At 40.8% G+C, this 16,262-nt stretch carries 17 protein-coding genes; 12 read left to right on the top strand and 5 right to left on the bottom strand.

The window, feature by feature from the left end; genetic code table 11:
• Positions 1-312: 312 nt before the first annotated feature.
• The 9 genes from HWQ36_RS11765 (at position 313) to HWQ36_RS11725 (ending at position 8,671) form a co-directional block, all read left to right on the top strand.
• Positions 313-531, top strand: coding sequence for a hypothetical protein (locus HWQ36_RS11765; protein ID WP_292702317.1), 219 nt, complete (start codon positions 313-315; stop codon positions 529-531).
• A complete protein-coding gene (locus HWQ36_RS11760) occupies positions 528-788 on the top strand; it encodes a type II toxin-antitoxin system RelE/ParE family toxin (RefSeq protein ID WP_292702314.1) in 261 nt (86 codons plus the stop codon). The genes HWQ36_RS11765 and HWQ36_RS11760 overlap by 4 nt, the downstream gene beginning before the upstream one ends.
• A 326-nt stretch (positions 789-1,114) precedes the next feature.
• On the top strand, positions 1,115-1,708 hold the full coding sequence (locus HWQ36_RS11755) for a Uma2 family endonuclease (RefSeq protein ID WP_292702311.1): 594 nt from the start codon (positions 1,115-1,117) through the stop codon (positions 1,706-1,708).
• Positions 1,709-1,735: 27 nt separating this feature from the next.
• On the top strand, positions 1,736-1,987 hold the full coding sequence (locus HWQ36_RS11750) for a hypothetical protein (protein WP_292702307.1): 252 nt from the start codon (positions 1,736-1,738) through the stop codon (positions 1,985-1,987).
• A 220-nt stretch (positions 1,988-2,207) separates the two neighbouring features.
• Positions 2,208-2,795, top strand: a complete 588-nt coding sequence (locus HWQ36_RS11745; RefSeq protein WP_292702304.1) for a LemA family protein — start codon at positions 2,208-2,210, stop codon at positions 2,793-2,795.
• Between the two features lie 6 nt (positions 2,796-2,801).
• Entirely contained in the window at positions 2,802-4,724 is a 1,923-nt protein-coding gene (locus HWQ36_RS11740; protein ID WP_292702300.1) for a M48 family metallopeptidase, read from the top strand.
• A gap of 404 nt (positions 4,725-5,128) precedes the next feature.
• Positions 5,129-5,848 carry a hypothetical protein gene (locus HWQ36_RS11735; protein WP_292702297.1) on the top strand — a complete coding sequence of 240 codons (720 nt, stop codon included), beginning with the start codon at positions 5,129-5,131 and terminating at the stop codon, positions 5,846-5,848.
• A gap of 406 nt (positions 5,849-6,254) precedes the next feature.
• Positions 6,255-7,022 (top strand): DUF1350 family protein, encoded by a 768-nt coding sequence (locus HWQ36_RS11730; protein WP_292702295.1) that lies wholly within the window; start codon positions 6,255-6,257, stop codon positions 7,020-7,022.
• 512 nt (positions 7,023-7,534) lie between these two features.
• Positions 7,535-8,671, top strand: a complete 1,137-nt coding sequence (locus HWQ36_RS11725) for a SpoIIE family protein phosphatase (protein ID WP_292702328.1) — start codon at positions 7,535-7,537, stop codon at positions 8,669-8,671.
• Here HWQ36_RS11725 and HWQ36_RS11720 read toward each other — a convergent pair whose 3' ends face one another.
• The 4 genes from HWQ36_RS11720 to HWQ36_RS11705 all read right to left on the bottom strand — a co-directional run bounded on the left by HWQ36_RS11720 (position 8,672) and on the right by HWQ36_RS11705 (position 11,577).
• Complete coding sequence (locus HWQ36_RS11720) at positions 8,672-8,998, bottom strand: STAS domain-containing protein (protein ID WP_292702292.1); 327 nt, start codon at positions 8,996-8,998, stop codon at positions 8,672-8,674.
• A gap of 911 nt (positions 8,999-9,909) precedes the next feature.
• Positions 9,910-10,554 carry a nucleotide exchange factor GrpE gene (grpE, locus tag HWQ36_RS11715; RefSeq protein ID WP_292702290.1) on the bottom strand — a complete coding sequence of 215 codons (645 nt, stop codon included), beginning with the start codon at positions 10,552-10,554 and terminating at the stop codon, positions 9,910-9,912.
• A gap of 105 nt (positions 10,555-10,659) precedes the next feature.
• Positions 10,660-11,151 (bottom strand): Dps family protein, encoded by a 492-nt coding sequence (locus HWQ36_RS11710; protein ID WP_292702287.1) that lies wholly within the window; start codon positions 11,149-11,151, stop codon positions 10,660-10,662.
• Positions 11,152-11,313: 162 nt separating this feature from the next.
• Positions 11,314-11,577, bottom strand: a complete 264-nt coding sequence (locus HWQ36_RS11705) for a ParB N-terminal domain-containing protein (protein WP_012410090.1) — start codon at positions 11,575-11,577, stop codon at positions 11,314-11,316.
• A 232-nt stretch (positions 11,578-11,809) separates the two neighbouring features.
• Here HWQ36_RS11705 and HWQ36_RS11700 point away from each other — a divergent pair, with 232 nt between their 5' ends.
• Positions 11,810-13,399, top strand: a complete 1,590-nt coding sequence (locus HWQ36_RS11700; RefSeq protein WP_292702325.1) for a SpoIID/LytB domain-containing protein — start codon at positions 11,810-11,812, stop codon at positions 13,397-13,399.
• A gap of 337 nt (positions 13,400-13,736) precedes the next feature.
• Here HWQ36_RS11700 and HWQ36_RS11695 read toward each other — a convergent pair whose 3' ends face one another.
• Positions 13,737-14,036 carry a ferredoxin gene (locus HWQ36_RS11695; RefSeq protein WP_292702277.1) on the bottom strand — a complete coding sequence of 100 codons (300 nt, stop codon included), beginning with the start codon at positions 14,034-14,036 and terminating at the stop codon, positions 13,737-13,739.
• 430 nt (positions 14,037-14,466) lie between these two features.
• On the opposite strand from HWQ36_RS11695, the gene HWQ36_RS11690 reads away from it, so the two are divergent.
• Positions 14,467-15,483, top strand: a complete 1,017-nt coding sequence (locus tag HWQ36_RS11690; protein WP_292702274.1) for a Gfo/Idh/MocA family oxidoreductase — start codon at positions 14,467-14,469, stop codon at positions 15,481-15,483.
• The gene (gene map, locus HWQ36_RS11685) at positions 15,483-16,259 is read left to right on the top strand and encodes a type I methionyl aminopeptidase (protein WP_292702271.1); all 777 of its coding nucleotides are present in this window, start codon (positions 15,483-15,485) and stop codon (positions 16,257-16,259) included. Before HWQ36_RS11690 ends, map begins: the two co-directional genes overlap by 1 nt.
• The last annotated feature ends 3 nt before the right edge of the window (positions 16,260-16,262 follow it).

Raw genomic sequence — 16,262 nt, 5'->3', positions numbered from 1 at the left:
GTTTCTGTTTTGGCTGCGGCTCTCCCAAACTCAGACCCTCTGCCATAATCCCTCTGTCAATAGGGTTTGAGACGCGCTAACCCTGGCCCTTGGGAAGACACACGCACCGCACAAGAAATCATTGATGAAATATATTTAAGTCGGACTGTAAGCGATCACAATCATGCTACGTACTCAACCCACCCTACTATCATCAGCTACTCAGTGCTTTTTATCTAAGTCCCTTCAACAAATAAACCGTACTTTTAGCTTCTCAGCAATGATTACCGATCGACTAAAATTGGTAAATAAGCCTTTTATGAAATCACCACTATGCAAGTTAATAATCTTACCATTGATGAACTTAAAGCCCTGATTCGAGAAACTGTTAGAGAGACAATAGAAGAATTTCTAGCAGATCCAGATGCAAATCAAACAATCAAGGAGAATTTTAAACAAGAACTATTAGCAATTCAGAAGCGTAGAGAGGCAGGTTTTAAAGGTATTCCCATAGCAGAAGTTATGCAAAGACTGGATTTAGGGAACGGATGAATTACTTAGTTGAGTATGAACCAGAAGCCCTAGCTGACCTAGAAAAGTTGACAAAAGCTGTCTCTGGAAGAATTGTTAACAAGATTAACTGGCTGGCTGATAATTTTGACCAGATTACACCGCAACCCCTGACGGCTGACTTATCAGGTTTTTTTAAACTGAGAGTTGGAGATTATCGAGTTATTTACGAGTTTGACCTTGAGAAAAAAACTATTTTTATTGATCGAGTTGGACATAGGAGAGAAATTTACAACTGAATTGTGTACTTTATTTTGGGTCAAATATTAAAATACTGAGTTCAATAGCCAAGGATTTTCTATGGAAAAGTCACAATCTACATTTGAGCAGCCTTTAAATCTTCTCACAGTAGCAGACTTTGAAGATTTAATCATCAAAATCGTTCATAAGTGCTTCAACAAAAGCTTTTTTATAAACTTTTGGAAGTTGGGAAGACACACGCACCGCAGAAGAAATTGTTGATGAAATATATTCGAGTCGGACTGTAAGCGATGCCTACGGCTGACTACGACTACGCAATTATAGCTTGTGAACTATTTTACTCGACACTGATACCTGTATCTATATGATTCCACAAACCCTAGACAAAATCACTACCCTCGAAGAACAGCGTTTTCTTTTACCTGGCCATTACACTTGGGAAGAATTTGAGAAACTTGAAGCCTTAACAGCAGATGCGCCAGGTTTGCGGATAACTTATCTTGATGGGTGTGTAGAATTTATGACTCTTGGTGAACAACATGAGATGCTAAAAAAAGTAATTGCTATATTGCTGGAAGCTTACTTTTTTGAAAAAGGTATAAATTTTATCCCTGTAGGTAGCGCTACTCGTCGCGCTAAAGAAAAAGGAGCTTCCTTTGAACCTGATGAATCTTATTACATAGGGGAAAAGAAAGAAAATCCTGATTTAGCAATTGAAGTAAATATTACTAGTGGCAGTATAGATAAACTAGAAAAATATAAGCGTTTTAACATTACTGAAGTCTGGTTTTGGGAAAATAATCAGTTATCTGTATATCACCTCACTAATGATAACTACGAGCAAATCCCTCAAAGTAAATTACTACCAGAATTAGATATAAATTTGTTAGCACGTTGCGTTTTAATGCCTTCAATAATTGAAGCTAGAACAGAGTTTATCAAAGAAATTCGGCAGTAATATTTTAATTATTGGTATATAAACAGCATGACAGATAGAACAGATTTATCAAAAATAATTGCCAGTAAAGGCGACAATCCACTAATTCTGTCACCTGAAAATTTGCAGTCAGAAGAAGACGTAGAACTTGAACGAAAGCTGCGAGAACTAAAATTTAAACAAGAATTAAGAAAAGATTGGATTTTATTTATTGTCAGAGATGTAGTAATTTTTCCTGCGGCTATCCTTTTTATTTTTGCTGCCAGTGGTTATTCCCTATTTCTTCATATTCATGGGTAATTTATCTGATGATATATAGCAGTTATATTTGACTGGTGAAGATCGCAAAGCTTAGATCCCCAACTTCTTAAAGAAGTCGGTGATCTAGTATAGTACCAGTAAATTTGCGTAACTAATTTTACAGACGACGAAGCCAACTTGTTAAAAGTAGACTCATCTTTATATCCACACAAATTTTGCTGGATATAAAGTAACTACCTGATTGAAATAATCTAAAACTATGGGGCTTTTAATATTTTCTGTTGCTTTGGTTGCCATTGTTGCTGTAATTATCATTAATGCCTACAACGATTTAGTCAAGTATCGCAATCGTTACAAAAATGCTTACTCTCAAATCGATGTGCAATTACAGCGCCGCTATGATTTAATTCCCAATTTGGTGGAAACTGCTAAAGGGTACATGAAACATGAGCGGGAAACCTTAGAAGCAGTTATTGCAGCCCGGAATTCTGCAATTAATGCTAGCAGTCGTGCCGCACAAAACCCCGGCGATCCGCAAGCGATGCAGCAGTTGGGCAATGCTGAAGGAGCGCTGACGGGTGCGTTAAGTCGGTTGATGGTACTTTCAGAATCTTATCCAGAATTGAAAGCCGATCGCGCCATGACTCAGGTAATGGAAGAATTATCTTCCACTGAAAACCGGATTGCCTTTGCACGTCAGGCTTTTAATGACGCGGTGACACTTTACAACACCAAGAGCGAATCTTTCCCCAGCAATCTTGTGGCAAATACTTTTAACTTTACTGTTGCAGAATTGCTCGCCGAAGCGACTCCAGAAATGAGAAATGCCCCACGTGTGTCTTTTTAGGTGTCTATGAATTTCTTTGAACATCAGGATCGGGCACGCCAAAATACGCAACAATTAATTGGATTATTTTCCCTGTCGATCGCAGTCATGATTATGGCGATTTATATTGCCAGCTTATTTCTGTTCCGCATGGCTCCCCGTGTTTGGTGGCATCCAGGCTTATTTATCTGCGTGGCTGGGATGACAATAATTGCGATCGCAGTAGGAAGCTTATATAAAATTGCCTGTCTCCGTGAAGGCGGAAGCGTAATTGCTCAGGAGTTGGGCGGAAGACTCCTGCTACCAGAATTCGCCGATGAACAAGGGCAACAACTATTAAATATTGTCGAGGAAATGGCGATCGCTTCTGGTATTTCCGTCCCAGAAGTTTATCTCCTGGAAAGAGAAACCAGCATTAATGCCTTTGCTGCCGGATTTACCCCCAATGATGCCGTAATTGGAGTTACCCGTGGAACTTTGCAACACCTGAGCCGGGATGAGTTACAAGGAGTCATTGGCCACGAATTCAGTCACATTCTCAATGGAGATATGCGGCTGAATTTGCGTTTAGTGGGATTACTCCACGGAATTTTGTTCATTTATATAACCGGGGAATTGCTGTGGCGCATTCGCGGTACTTCCCGCGAAGACAAGGGTTTGCCCTTGTGGGCTTTTGGTTTAGCACTGATGGCGATTGGCGGTATCGGCTTACTCTGCGGACGACTGATTAAAGCCGCCGTCTCTCGCCAACGCGAATTTCTTGCTGATGCTTCGGCTGTACAGTTCACTCGCAACCCTAACGGACTTAACGGAGTCTTCCAAAAACTTCAACAGATGGATTCACGCTTGATATCGCCCGGAGCAGAAGCCGCTAGCCACATGTTTTTTGGCAATGCCCTCAACCCCTCTTTCTGGGACAATATGTTTTCTACCCACCCACCCCTAGCAGAACGTATCCGTCGCGTTGGAGGTTTGAACGTCAGCAATTTGGCAGCAATGCCATCTCGCAATCAAATACGTTACCCTTCCCAAGAATCGCTCACAATGGGCTTTTCTGGTGGTTCCAGCGCTACGCCAGGACATGTTGTAAGCCAGGTGGGAAGCGTTACACCAGAGCATTTTGCCCATGCTCAAGCGCTGTTATCGCAGTTACCAGAATCCCTGCGCTTGGGTGTGCGGGAGCAGGAAAGTGCAATGGCGATCGCTTTTGCGCTAGCGTTAGATACAGAAAATATCGAAATCCAAGAACGTCAAATTGCTTGGTTACGCGAGGTGCAGCCTGCTGAGTTGGTAGATAAAACTCTGGAATTGAGTGGCGAAATTAGCCAGTTAGACCCCAAAATTCGCTTACCACTAGTGGATTTGGCAGTACCCGTATTACGCCAAAATTCTGCCAAAGAATGCCAAAGGCTGTGCAAATGTGTCCACGGTTTAGTTGTAGCCACCGGAAGTTTATCACTGTGGCATTTTGTGTTGCAGTTAATACTGTGGCATCGCCTCCAACCTAGTATAAATCCCACATCGGCTACGACGGTAGAATTCACCTCCATAGAACAGATTTGGCCAGATTGTCTATTAGTACTCTCCGTAATTGCCCGCGTTGGACACTCTCAACCCGATGCGTCCACCGAAGACATCGCCTATGCTTTTCGTTCTGGAGTTTTTCGACTTCCCAAAGCCGCAGAACAAGAAAAACCAGACACGCCACCAAGCTGTAATTTCACTGAACTTAAGAAGGGTATTGAACGCCTCCGCCTTGCCAGTCCTAAACTCAAGCAAGTTATTGTTGATGCCTGCGCTCACACGGTACTATTAGATAACAAGGTTACACAGTCAGAAGCAGATTTACTAAGAGCGATCGCTATGACGCTAGACTGTCCCATCCCTCCATTTTTAAACCCTCAACGTGGCATTTCAAAACAGAAACAATCTTCTCCGAAGGGAAGTTAATGTAACGAGTGAGACACAATTATTTATAACTAAACAAAAAAGTCCGCGAAAACGGACTTTTCTATTATTCTTTTTTATAGCTAGAAATAGCTGTTTAACAGGAAAATAACCCGTTGCATTATCATTACATTTACAAGCAATTGATTTATTTTCGTTCTTGTTTTTTCTTGGCTTTTTTCTCTACGAGACGCTCTGCGTTGGCGGTTCGTCCATTTTCACAACTCAGATAAGATTGCTATAGTACAAATAGTTATCTGGGCAAAAGAGTATCATATTGTACAAAAAATCTTGGCATTGCCTAGAATTATTAACTTGCTTAAAAAAGTTTAGACAAAATGCCAGCATTCTAGAAATTTGATTGTTATATTAGATTAAATAACTATTCTGGCAAGGATTAAAAAGCTGTGCGGGATGATTTACAGGGCTTGGAAATTAGTCAGGATGAACTGCAAAAACTGACTAATTTACCTGTTAACGATCAACTTTTAATCATTACAAATCCTCTCAAAAATTTTGCAAAACTATACATCCAAAAAATTAAAAGCTCGGAAGGCGCAACTGTAATTTTTATTGGGTTTGCTACATTTGTTTTTGGCTATCTTTTCTTTGATATAATTCTAAAAATATTTGTATCCTGGATAGCAATTCCATCTTGGATAGTATTAATTATCTTAGGTCTTTGGGTTGGTGGTCTTACGCAAACCATCTTATATTTAATATGGAAAAAGAGAAGTAAAATTGTCAAACTCAACATGACAAAATCTCTACAAATCTTGTTAAATGATGTTGAAAGATATAATACTGTAATTAGAGCAATACATATCAATGACCAAATAGAAGAAGCTGGAAATCCAGAAGTGCTGATAAAAGAAAGAGAGAGTGTTCTCGCAGCGCTTAATCTTACTAAAGCTGATTTAGTTCGCGCTTTGAAGACAGAAAGGATTTTGAGAGAGAATAAGAGCTTTATCCTTAGTAATACAGAACTATTCGTCAATAATTTAGCAACTTTAACAGCCATGCAAGTAAATGAACAGGCTACTGAGCATGGAAGGTTGCTCAATGAAGCATTACAGATTGCATTAGATGTGCAACACGAAATGAAAAGATTACAGACTCAGGGTTAAAGTAATTCGTAATACTTCGACTTCGCTCAGTACAAGTTCGTAATTCGTAATTCGTAATGACGCGGTGTTATCGTCTTTGGTGTCTCCCCTTCTCCTAAAGAGATAGGCTAGCGCCTGCCGTAGGATGCCCGTTCGCGTAGCGTCTCCTTTAGGAGAAGGGCTGTAGGGAGAAGACTCGCTAACGTAATTCGTGGCGAGGATTTAGAAAGCACTCTTGAATTCACTGAGTACTTAGTAACAGTTGGAGAATGCGTAGATGTTCCCGATAGCCGATAGACACTGCTGGGTAGGTTGAGTTCCAACCTACTCGCCAGATATCCTACAATAGCTTTTTCCATAATCTTTCCCACGGTAGCGATCCCCGGTCTAACATTAAAGAATATCAAGAAAGCGATCGCTTATCGGCATGGACTGGAAAGAAGTCAGAGGTAACTGGGTAATCATTCCCCGAAATCCCATAGGTATCATCCATTTTTTAGGAGGTGCATTTGTCGCCACTGCACCACACATCACTTATCGCTGGTTACTCGAACAATTGGCAAGTAAAGGCTATGTTGTAATTGCTACGCCTTTCGTTAATACATTGGATCATACAGCGATCGCAAAATCCGTGCTGTTAAACTTTGACCGCACCCTCGAACGATTGCATGATTCTGGGGCATTACGCAAGCTTTACTTCCCCATCTACGGTCTTGGACACAGTATGGGTTGTAAACTTCACTTGCTGATTGGTAGCCTCTTTAAAGTAGAACGTGCAGGCAATATTTTAATATCCTTCAACAACTACGCCGCCAAAGAAGCTATTCCCTTAGTAGAGCAGTTCAATTCTACTTTGAAAATCGAGTTTACCCCCTCACCGTTGGAAACTAACAAGCTTGTCCAAGAGCGTTACAATATCCGGCGTAATTTATTAATAAAATTTAGTAATGACACCATTGACCAATCAGCAGCTTTAACCAAAATATTACAAGAACGCTTTGATGAGATGGTGACAGCACAAACGTTACCAGGAAATCACACAACGCCTTTAGGTCAAGATATTAAATGGCAAACTGGAACGTCTTTTACCCCCTTTGATGCATTAGGACAATGGTTCAAGCAAGAAGCATACCGCGACTTGAACCAGCTAAAAAGTTCTATCCTCTTGTGGGTGAATCCTCTTGCACCTCCATAATGTTTTATGACTGTCAAAAAGTCATAAATCCCACGGGGAAATATAGAATAATTATAGCTAGATTAACTAATGTAAAAATATTTATATTAGTTAATAGTAAGGGCTTTTAGCCTTCTCTTTGAAATACGCGAACAAAGTAGGGCTAATAACCCTTACTGCAAACCTTGAATTATTTACGCTGTCATACTTATTAATACAGAAATACAGCAGGTTGCAAGTAAGTGAGGTACAAAATTTAGGACTAAAAATCAGATATAAGTAAGTTGGCGCGAAAAAACCCAAGTATGTTACGAAACGTAAGCAAATAAATTTAAAACCCTTACTAATGACCAATACTTCGGCTTACCTCGACTTCGCCCTTCGGCTACGCTCAGGACAGGCTCGGCACAAGTCGCTCAGTCCAAGTGACAAATGACAGCGTTAGCCAGTTAGCTTTAATTGCGCCAATCTGCTTATGTTTTGATTTTCTATTTTTACAGCAAATTGTTAATGAGTGTTTACTGCAACTTTCTATGTTTCAAATACTAATAATTGATGACGATTATTCCATAAAAACACTTTTGAAAAGGATGTTGGAAAAACAGGGTTATGAGGTAGTTACTGCCAGTAGTGGCGAGGAAGGAATAGAAAAAGCGCTGGCTTGCCATCCAGCACTAATTATTTGTGATTGGATTATGCCGGGGTTGACTGGTCTGGAAGTCTGCCACCACATTAAAACAGATCCCCAATTTTTCACCACATTCTTTATTTTATTAACATCCTTAGATTCAGTTGCCGATTGCGTCAAAGGTCTAGATGCTGGTGCTGATGATTTTATTTCCAAACCTATCGAGCATAATGAATTACAAGCACGGGTAAGAGCAGGGTTACGCCTGCATCAATTGAGTAGAGATTTGCAGGCTCAAAAGTTGCTTTTAGAATCAGAAATGTCAGAAGCAGCAGAATATGTGCGCTCTCTGCTGCCTTTTCCTATGACTGAACCTTTCAATATAAATTTCCGATTCATTCCCTCACGACAACTTGGGGGTGATTGTTTCGATTATTATTGGCTTGATGACGATTATTTGGCAATTTATTTACTCGATACTGCGGGACATGGACTCAAAGCTACTCTTCCCTCAGTTTCAGTGCTGAATTTGCTGCGTTCTCGTGCGCTCAAAAGTCTGAATTACTATCAGCCTAGTGATGTGTTGAAGGCTTTGAATGATACCTTCCAGATGAATTATCAAAATGACAAATACTTTACGATTTGGTACGGAGTTTACAACCGAATCAACCGCCAATTAGTTTATGCTAGCGCAGGTCATCCGCCAGCAGTTTTAATAACTGGTTTATCTCCGAGGAAGTCTGATGTTAAACTCTTGAAAACCCCCGGTATGCCAGTTGGGATGTTTCCAGAAGCAAAATATGTTGATAGAGTTTGCAATATTGAAAAATTCAGTAGCCTTTATATTTTTAGTGATGGCGCTTATGAAATCACTAAATCAGATGGCACTCTTTGGAGTTTGGATGCTTTTATTCAGCTACTAGTTAGCTTACAAAACCCTGTTGATTGCCAACTCGAACGAGTACTGAGTTATTTAATCGCTATGAACTCCAAAGATGCTTTTGATGATGATTTATCTATTTTGCAAATTAAGTTTGATTAATTAAGTATTGGAGACTAAAACCTGATTAAATGCGTCTTGGCTAGGGAATATTTCAAATACTTTATCCATATTAGTAAGTTCAAATAAAATTCTGACTTGTTCATTAATTGAGCAGAGAACAAGCTTAGTGTCTGCTGCCCGCAAGGTTTTAAAGGCTAACACTAAAGCTCCTAAGCCTGAACTATCCATAAATATTACATCTTTAAAATCTACTAACACAATTTTCGCACCACCTTCTAAAGTATCAGTGACGTTTTGTCGAAATTCTTGTGAAGTTGTGGCGTTCAAATTGCCACTGAGCTTAATAACTTTTACTTGTTCTCTCATAATTATGTCACGCTTATTTGTGTAAATGATGCTCTGATGCCGCTATTTTCGCTATTATATACCCATCATAGAGCATTTAAAAATGCTTGCAAAATAAAATCTAACATTAAACATTTAGCAATAATTGATAATTAATCTGTATCGATAAAGATTCATTGTAAGTATTTAAATATGGGGTTTTTGTAATTATAAAAAAAATATTAACTTAATTAAATATATTTTTTCTACTAGAAACAGACTAACTATAAATAACAAGATAAGTAAGTTGGCATGATAAAACCCATGTATGTTTAGTTGTGTAAAAACATTGGAATAACCAATTTTCAAGCTGTTCGCTGATTTTATGTTTTATCACAGATGTTGATTTTTTAACGCCAACTTAGTTCCATCTCATTGATGTAGCTATCTACTGTTCTACAAGCTGAAGTTATGACTTTTCAGATTATTTCCCAAATATTTTTTTATTTATGTCCGATTACTTACATTATGGAAATAATTTATCTCTGGAATGCCGCTCTAGAGCGAAAAATTCGGTTTCAACAGCGCTAAGTAAGCCTAAACCTACACTAACGCTTTAACAGAACTTCTCAGAGGCGATCGCCTCGGCAATTTTAGTATTCCCAATATCTGTCATTTTTCAACAGACAACACAAAAAGTAAAGAGTTAAGTAGGTCGGCGCAATTAAAGCTAACTAGCTAAGGCTGTCATTTGTCCTCCCTTCGGCTCCGCTCAGTGCAAGTTGTCATTGGTGAGCCAGCGCGGCGCGGTCTTGGGGGTTTCCCCCATGAGTGACTGGCTCACCCGTAAGGGTCATTAGCAAGGGTTTTAAGTCTATTTACGTTTCGTAACATACTTGGATTTTTTCGCGCCAACTTACTTATGAATTTATAACTCCTAACCCCTAACTCCCTCAAACAGGACTGACTTTAGCTCTATAAAGCAGCTTTTCACCTTGAAGATAGCCAGTGTAGCGCACCTTGACTATCTCTCCAGGTAGTGAAGTTCCCTCCATCAGTTGGTGTAGTTGAGGATTATAAGGTAATTCTGCTCCCACTGGTGCGATCGCTTCCACTCCCCACGCCTGTAAAAGCTTTTCCAGAGGTTTCTGCACTAACGGTATTATTTTCACTGCTGCTAGCTGTGGATTCTCTTGGGCTTTCTGTGCTGCTGTAGGCCATTGCAATAATAAAGACTCCAGCAGTTGTAAAGTTGACTGCTGGAGTTCTTGTAGTAATATCTCTCGCTGCTGTTCTAGTTGAAACTGCGATCGCTGATATTCTTTTCTTAAATCTGTAATTTCTTGTAACAATTCCTGATTGGGCGCTGCTTTTTCTTGTAATAACTCTACGGTTGAAAAAGTTGCGATTAATTCATTCAATGACATCTGTAGCACTAGCGACAGCTTCAGCAGCACATCTACCCGCATCTGCGCTAGCTTTCCTTGGCGTAACCGCAAAATTTGCCGCTCTGAAACACCAGCAGCGCGACTGAGCGCTTTAAAACTAGAAATACCCACCTGTTGCATTAAATCTTGCAACAGATGGGTATTGGGCATTGGGCATTGGATATTGGGCATGGGGCACTTGTACTGAGCGAAGCCGAAGTATTGGGAATGGGGCATTGGCGATTAAGTTTGTTCCCTATTCCCTATTCCCTATTCTTATTCTTCCAGTAAACTTCTCAACATCCAAGCTGTCTTTTCGTGTACTTGCATCCGTTGAGTTAGCAAATCGGCAGTAGGCTCGTCGTTGACTTCCTCTATCACGGGGAAAATAGACCGTGCAGTTCTGACTACGGCTTCTTGTCCTTCCACTAATAAGCGGATCATCTCAACAGCTTTAGGAACTCCAGGAGTTTCTGGAATCGAACTCAGTTTGGCATATTCGCTGTAGGTTCCTGGTGCAGGATAGCCAACCGCTCTAATTCTCTCGGCTATTAAATCAACCGCTAAGGCTAATTCTGTATACTGGGTTTCAAACATCAAATGCAACGTTTGGAACATTGGCCCGGTTACATTCCAATGGAAGTTATGAGTTTTCAGATAAAGTGTATAAGTGTCAGCCAACAGACGAGATAAACCCTCGGCAATTTTAGCCCTACTCGCCTCGTCAATGCCGATATTTACATTTTTGACTGTTACTTTTGATGACATAATTTTCTCCTAATTAGGTTATATGTAATTGGGAATGGGTCATTGGGCATCGAGAAGAAGCAGGGGAGTGGGGAGCAGGGGGCAAGGGAGAGAATACAATAATTACATCTTTCTCCTCTGCACCCTTGCCCCTGCCCCTCTGCCTCTTCCCCACTCCATTCCCTATGCCAAGTGCATCTTTAAAACGCTGCGGGGTGCTTTACGAACTCTGGCTAAAACGGTTTCTTTGCCTAAACGCTGGCAAGCTTCATACCGATGGCAACCAGAAAAGCCATAATATTGTCCATCTACTTCTAGGACATCAATAGGTTCTTGCTGCCCAATCTCCGCAATCGATTCCATTAAGGCTTGCACTTTATTTGGATCGTTTGCACGGGGCAATGGCCGTTTTATCTGATTTAATGGAATTTCTTGGACTCTAACCATAAGGAGTTTATCCAACTAGTTCTGTTTTGTGTCTCTAAATAAATCATAGTCGTTATGACTTCGTTTTGCAATGTATATTTGGGGCAAAACTGGTAATGGTATCATTGGAGCGCTCATGCGACAAAAAGACCGCACTGCAAAGCAATTGGAAAATAAGCTCCAACGCCGCATTAGGGGGCAAAAAACGCTCTCTACGAGAGATTACTCGCTATCGCTTTGCTATCAGGTAGCCATGAAATTTTCGTTTTGGCGTTTTTCTCACACTGTACTGACAACATTTTGTCTATTGGGACTGACTGCTGCATCAGGTCCTGAGAGTAATATCCAGGATATAGAACTGAAAATTGGGATTGTGCAGCGATTTGGTTCACAACCTACAGCTAAACTGCAACTGGAACCCACAAAAGGCGATCGCTTAAAGCTAAAATTTCAAGTGGGCAATAAGCAGCAAATCCTGGTGACAAAGAACCACGTATTGCTGGAAACAGCCATGCAAGCTTTACCCCAGCCCACAGTTGAAGAAATGGTAGTCTTAGGCACATACCGCACTTTTGAAACTGCGGAAGATAGTGCTAACAAATGGCGTTCTCAGGGAATAGAAGTGGAAATATCCCAGCCAGAACGCTGGCAGGTTTGGGCTAAACGAGATGTTTATAGCACTCCTTTACTGCGACGCTTACTATTACAGAACATCCAAGCTTCTACTAAAGAAAAAGTATATCTTGATACTAAAGTTTTAAAACAAGTGCCGCAAGTTAGTTGGGTGGTGGATGGTAAACGCTATAGCCCAAATGATTTGGAAATCAGCACTGATAAAAACTTGATTCGGGTGAATAAAAGCGAAAAACCAGAAAATGCTCGTCTTTATGCTGGGCAACTGAATTTGCAGCCAAATGCTTACGGCACATACACTCTAGTTAACCAAGTCCCCTTAGAAACTTATTTACGTGGGGTTGTGCCTTACGAAATAGGAACGGATGCACCAAAAGCGGCGCTAGAAGCCCAAGCAATTCTGGCCCGGACTTATGCTTTAAGAAATTTACGCAGGTTTGCCGCAGATAACTATCAGTTGTGTGCCGATACTCACTGCCAAGTTTATTATGGGCTAAATGGAGCGGCTGCCAAAACAGATCGAGCGATCGCTTCCACCAGGGGTAAAGTAGTAACTTATAAAAACGAACTAGTAGATGCCCTGTATTCTTCCACCACAGGTGGTGTTACTGCTTCCTTCAGCGATGTCTGGAATGGCGATGACCGTCCCTATTTGCGTCCTGTACTAGATGCTGCGACTAATTTTTGGAACTTGTCTAAGCAGAGTTTGGCAAATGAAAAGAACTTCCATAAATTTATTAATATCCAACAGGGATTTAATGAGAGCAAATGGGATGCTTTTCGTTGGCACAAGGAAACCCGTTTAGAGGATATCATCAAGGACTTGCAGAAATTTTTGCAGGTAAAAAACAGTCCTCATGCCAAATTTAAGACAATTCAGGCTATGGCAGTGGTGAAGCGAAGCGAGAGTGGACGCATCCTGGAACTGGCGGTTAAAACCGATAAAAGCACCTTTATTCTGCACAAAGACGAAGTTCGCAGTGCCTTTGCTGCTCCTACGAGTACGCTTTTTTATTTAGAGCCTCTGAATAAAGGCAAACCAGAACTGTGGGGATACGCTTTTATTGGTGGTGGATTAGGACATGGAGTTGGGTTGAGTCAAACTGGCGCTCAAAATCTAGCAAAACTAGGTTGGTCAAGTCCCAAAATTCTCCAATTTTATTATCCTGGTACTCAGATTCAAATTCTCAACAAAGAGATTAAACTCTAAGCTAATCGCTCTTTACAGCAGTTTGCTTTTTGACTCAAAACTGGATAGAAAAAGTTTCTATCTCCTACCTCCTGCCTCTATCTTGAGGTAGGAATCAGGAGTCAACAAAAGGCAAAAAGGGAATTCCATAACTCAAAAAATTAATTAAGCAGGAACACGGTAAAATTAGTGTTCCTGCTCAACATGAAATCAGGCTTTTCGTCAAAGTGGCTTTAAGAGGCACACACAACTTGATGTTTAGCCTTGCAACATTGATACGTTTGGCGATCGCTCAGTCCAGATGTTGAACAACTATAATCACCAATAGAAATAGGTTTTTAGCTATTTAGTTTTGCTCTTAATAGAGTTCTTCTTCTTTGTGAGTTTCAATTGTCACGTCAGAAGTTGGGTAAGCAACACAGGTCAGTACATATCCAGCTTCTATTTGATCGTCATCTAAGAATGATTGATCGCCCTGATCGACAGTACCCTTTACGAGTTTACCTGCACAGGTAGAGCAAGCACCAGCCCGGCAAGAGTAGGGCAGGTCAATACCAGCTTCTTCAGCAGCGTCTAGAATATAGGTATCGTCCTCAACATCAAGGGTTGTGTTCAGCCCTTCAGCCTCGTTGATTAGTGTCACTTTATAACTTGGCATTGAGTAATCCTCTCTTTTGTGAACGGCAGTATAAGTTATCTTAAGCCAAAGGTCGCGGCTGTTCTTTGGAATTAGCCGCTAGTTTATATTTGCTTCAATTCTGATACTACGAGAAAAATTAAACGATGTAACTCGAAATTGAACCCGATTAGTAATGAAATTTAGTTGCTTAATCCCGATAAGTTTTATTTATGTATTTACTGCCCTAGTTAGGCTGTGATAATAAAAAACTATCTTATGTCTAAGGAAATATGATTAAATTTGATGTTATTTAAATTTGCAATCAAGCTTTTTTACCCATAAAATCGGACTTTTGTCAAGACAGTCAAGAAACTTCCTGCAACAACTCGGAAAATTTCAAGACGAAGAAAAACCTATTTGTAAGTAGGTTACATAATGAGTTTGTGCGAATTTTTTCTATAACAGGATCATGTATAATTCAGGAGCAGCTTTGGAAAAAGCAAGAGTGCGTGTAGGTTTGGTGGGTACTGGGTATGCGGCAAAGTTCCGGGCTGAAGCATTGCTCCATGATGAGCGATCGCAGTTAATAGCAGCTGTTGGTCATACCACGGAAAAAACAGAAGCCTTTGTCAAAGACTACCAGATTGAAGCATTGAGTTCTTGGCAAGAGCTAGTAGAGCGTGAAGATGTAGACCTGGTGGTGATTTGCACTATTAATCGAGATCATGGTGCGATCGCTCGTGCAGCACTTACCAATGGCAAACACGTAATTATAGAGTATCCCCTTTCGTTGGATGTAGTCGAAGCAGAGGAACTGATAGCTTTAGCCAAAGCACAAAAAAAACTCTTGCACGTAGAACACCTAGAACTTTTGGGTGGTTTGCATCAAGCCTTGAAGCAAAACTTAGCCAAAGTTGGGGAAGTGTTTTATGTTCGCTACAGCACCATCAATCCCCAAAATCCTGCACCTCGTAAATGGACTTATAACCACGAGTTGTTCGGTTTTCCCTTAATTGGAGCGCTGTCTCGCCTACATCGCCTCATCGATTTATTTGGTACAGTATTTACTGTTAACTGTCATCAGCGATATTGGGAAATAGAACCGGAATATTACCAAACCTGTTTTTGCACTAGTCAAATCTGCTTTAACAATGGACTTTTAGCCCAAGTAGTGTATGGCAAAGGCGAAAGTATTTGGCAATCAGAACGCAAGTTTGAAGTTCACGGAGAAAAAGGTGGTTTAGTTTTTGATGGCGACACAGGAATTTTCATCCAGCCAGGGGAAACAACATCTATAGAGGTTGGCCCTCGCCGGGGTTTGTTTGCCAAAGACACAAGTATGGTGTTAGACCATCTTTTTGATGGCACTCCTTTGTACGTTACCCCAGAGGAGAGTTTGTATACCTTAAAGGTTGCTGATGCTGCCCAAAGAGCGGCACAGACAGGGTTAACTATGTTTATGAAAGATACTTTAGATAAAAGTTAATGAAAACTGAACTAATTGTTATTTTATCCCAACGAGAAATAGAGAAAATGCGTCAAGCTGGGCGTTTAGCAGCTAAACTTCTCCAGCATCTCGAACCGTTTGTGAAGCCAGGGGTTAGCACACTAGAACTAAATGATGAAGCCGAACGTTGGACGCAAGCGCATGGAGCAAAAAGCGCACCTCTTGGCTATAAGGGTTATCCCAAATCGATTTGCACCAGCGTCAATGAGGTAATCTGTCATGGCATTCCCAATGCCAAGCAGATTCTCAAAGACGGTGACATTATTAATATTGATGTAACGCCGATTGTTGAGGGGTATCATGGCGATACATCCAAAACATTCTTTGTTGGCACTCCTTCCCCAAAAACGAGAAAGCTGGTAGAGGTGACACAGGAGTGTTTGCGCCTGGGGATTGCTGAAGTTAAACCTGGGGGACGGATTGGCGATATTGGTGCAGCCATTCAAGAGTATGCTGAAGGGCAAGGCTTTTCTGTAGTGCGGGATTTCGTTGGACACGGCATCAGTAACATTTTCCACACTGCGCCGGATGTTCCCCATTATGGCACTCGCGGTAAAGGCAAGCGCCTCAGACCGGGGATGGTTTTTACTATTGAGCCAATGATTAATGAAGGTACTTACGAAGTCGAAGTTCTCAGCGATAAGTGGACTGCGGTAACGCGCGATCGCAAACTATCTGCTCAATGTGAGCATACCTTAGCTGTAACTGAAGATGGCGTTGAAATTCTCACCCTACCTGAAAGCAATAATTACTAAACT

Source organism: Nostoc sp. NMS2, from assembly GCF_017115105.1.
Lineage (GTDB): Bacteria > Cyanobacteriota > Cyanobacteriia > Cyanobacteriales > Nostocaceae > Nostoc.
The sequence above is the reverse complement of the archived record's forward strand: the minus strand, read 5'-3'. Positions and strand labels throughout refer to the sequence as shown.

What these genes read in the sequence shown, in the direction of transcription:
- HWQ36_RS11720 (WP_292702292.1), bottom strand. Translation starts at nt 8,998, where the DNA reads ATGAGAGAACAAGTAAAAGTTATTAAGCTCAGTGGCAATTTGAACGCC.
- HWQ36_RS11690 (WP_292702274.1), top strand. Translation starts at nt 14,467, where the DNA reads ATGTATAATTCAGGAGCAGCTTTGGAAAAAGCAAGAGTGCGTGTAGGT.
- HWQ36_RS11760 (WP_292702314.1), top strand. Translation starts at nt 528, where the DNA reads ATGAATTACTTAGTTGAGTATGAACCAGAAGCCCTAGCTGACCTAGAA.
- HWQ36_RS11755 (WP_292702311.1), top strand. Translation starts at nt 1,115, where the DNA reads ATGATTCCACAAACCCTAGACAAAATCACTACCCTCGAAGAACAGCGT.
- HWQ36_RS11695 (WP_292702277.1), bottom strand. Translation starts at nt 14,036, where the DNA reads ATGCCAAGTTATAAAGTGACACTAATCAACGAGGCTGAAGGGCTGAAC.
- HWQ36_RS11745 (WP_292702304.1), top strand. Translation starts at nt 2,208, where the DNA reads ATGGGGCTTTTAATATTTTCTGTTGCTTTGGTTGCCATTGTTGCTGTA.
- HWQ36_RS11765 (WP_292702317.1), top strand. Translation starts at nt 313, where the DNA reads ATGCAAGTTAATAATCTTACCATTGATGAACTTAAAGCCCTGATTCGA.
- HWQ36_RS11700 (WP_292702325.1), top strand. Translation starts at nt 11,810, where the DNA reads ATGAAATTTTCGTTTTGGCGTTTTTCTCACACTGTACTGACAACATTT.
- HWQ36_RS11710 (WP_292702287.1), bottom strand. Translation starts at nt 11,151, where the DNA reads ATGTCATCAAAAGTAACAGTCAAAAATGTAAATATCGGCATTGACGAG.
- map (WP_292702271.1), top strand. Translation starts at nt 15,483, where the DNA reads ATGAAAACTGAACTAATTGTTATTTTATCCCAACGAGAAATAGAGAAA.
- HWQ36_RS11705 (WP_012410090.1), bottom strand. Translation starts at nt 11,577, where the DNA reads ATGGTTAGAGTCCAAGAAATTCCATTAAATCAGATAAAACGGCCATTG.
- grpE (WP_292702290.1), bottom strand. Translation starts at nt 10,554, where the DNA reads ATGCCCAATACCCATCTGTTGCAAGATTTAATGCAACAGGTGGGTATT.
- HWQ36_RS11730 (WP_292702295.1), top strand. Translation starts at nt 6,255, where the DNA reads ATGGACTGGAAAGAAGTCAGAGGTAACTGGGTAATCATTCCCCGAAAT.
- HWQ36_RS11740 (WP_292702300.1), top strand. Translation starts at nt 2,802, where the DNA reads ATGAATTTCTTTGAACATCAGGATCGGGCACGCCAAAATACGCAACAA.
- HWQ36_RS11725 (WP_292702328.1), top strand. Translation starts at nt 7,535, where the DNA reads ATGTTTCAAATACTAATAATTGATGACGATTATTCCATAAAAACACTT.
- HWQ36_RS11750 (WP_292702307.1), top strand. Translation starts at nt 1,736, where the DNA reads ATGACAGATAGAACAGATTTATCAAAAATAATTGCCAGTAAAGGCGAC.